Origin of the sequence: Dactylosporangium sp. NPDC005555 (assembly GCF_040605635.1) — a bacterium.
Lineage (GTDB): Bacteria > Actinomycetota > Actinomycetes > Mycobacteriales > Micromonosporaceae > Dactylosporangium.
This window is the reverse complement of record NZ_JBEXDG010000159.1, coordinates 1-1,790: the sequence shown is the minus strand read 5'-3', so window position 1 is coordinate 1,790 and position 1,790 is coordinate 1. Positions and strand designations below refer to the sequence as shown.

1 protein-coding gene is annotated in these 1,790 nt (G+C 39.1%); it reads left to right on the top strand.

Annotated features, from left to right (window positions below; genetic code table 11):
- Positions 1-161 precede the first annotated feature (161 nt).
- On the top strand, positions 162-1,757 hold the full coding sequence (locus ABZS58_RS51210) for a type I restriction-modification system subunit M (RefSeq protein ID WP_032398726.1): 1,596 nt from the start codon (positions 162-164) through the stop codon (positions 1,755-1,757).
- The last annotated feature ends 33 nt before the right edge of the window (positions 1,758-1,790 follow it).

The following is a 1,790-nucleotide window of genomic DNA, read 5'->3' as shown; positions in this document are numbered from 1 at the left end:
ACAACCACCCCTTATTTAATTCATTTACTGGATTCGATGACCCTTAGTACAGAAGAGATTGAAGCCAAAACGGGTGAAAAATACAGAAGAAGAACAAAAGTTTTAGAAGAACGACTACAACAAAACTTTGAACAACTTCAAAAATGGAAAGAAGAATTATAATGGCGACAGGTTTAAATCAACAACTATGGGCTTCTGCGGATATCTTACGTGGGAAGATGGATGCAAGTGAGTATAAAAACTACTTACTGGGATTAATTTTCTATAAGTACTTGTCTGATGCGCAGCTGAGAGAAGTTTATGAACAAGAAAATGGCAAAACAGATACCTTCCCAGAACGTTCCACTCAGTATGCAGGCTTCATGGAATGGTACGAAGAAGACAAAGACGATTTAATCGAAAATATCCAACCCAAACAAGGCTACTTTATCCAACCCGATCAATTGTTTTATCACTACCGCCTCAAAGCTGATAACTATGAATTTAACTTGACCGACTTACAAGCAGGTTTTAATGAGTTGGAACGTCAAGGAGAAGAATTCAGTGGATTGTTTGCGGATATTGATTTAAACTCCACAAAATTAGGCTCAAATGCACAACAACGTAATGTGACGATTACTGAGGTCTTGCGTGCTTTAGATGAGATTGACTTATTTGAACACAATGGCGATGTGATTGGGGACGCTTATGAGTATTTAATTGGGATGTTTGCGGAAGGTGCGGGTAAAAAAGCAGGCGAGTTTTATACCCCACAAGCTGTTTCACGCATCATGTCAGAGATCACTTCAATCGGCCAAGAATCTCGAGCACCTTTTCATATCTATGACCCTGCGATGGGTTCAGGTTCTTTGATGCTTAATATTCGTCGCTATCTCATCAATCCAAATCAAGTGCACTATCATGGACAAGAGTTAAATACAACGACCTTTAACTTGGCACGTATGAACTTAATTCTTCATGGGGTGGATAAAGAACGCATGAACCTGAATAACGGAGATACTTTAGATGCCGATTGGCCCTCAGAAGAGCCTTATCAGTTTGATTCCGTAGTCATGAATCCACCTTATTCTGCAAAATGGTCAGCGGCAGATCAGTTTCTCTCTGACCCTCGTTTTGAGCGTTTTGGAAAATTAGCGCCTAAATCTAAAGCTGACTTTGCCTTTCTCCTTCACGGTTTTTACCATTTGAAAGAATCGGGAACAATGGGAATTGTCCTTCCGCATGGCGTGCTCTTTAGAGGAGCCGCAGAAGGAACCATTCGTCAAGCCCTTTTAGAAATGGGAGCCATTGATGCGGTCATTGGCTTGCCGGCCAATATTTTTTTTGGAACGAGTATTCCGACAACGGTTATTATTTTGAAGAAAAACCGCTCTCATCGTGATGTCTTATTTATCGATGCTTCTCAAGATTTTGAAAAACAAAAAAATAAAAATGTCCTGTTGGATGAACATATTGATAAAATTGTTTCTATCTACAAAAAACGAGAAGATATTGAAAGATATGCTCATGTTGCAAGTTTTGATGAGATCCAAGAAAATGACTTTAACTTAAATATCCCTCGTTATGTCGATACCTTTGAGGAAGAGGAACCGGTTGATTTGGTTGCAGTAAATACCAATCTCCTTAAGGTCAATGAAGAATTAGTTCAACAAGAGCAAGTGCTCTTATCGTTGATTGACGATTTTTCAGAAAGTGAAGAGAATCAAGCCTTAATTGATTCGATGCGTCTTCTTTTGAGAGGTGGGCATGATGAGTAAAAAGAGTCCACAATTAAGGTTTGAAGGTTTTAC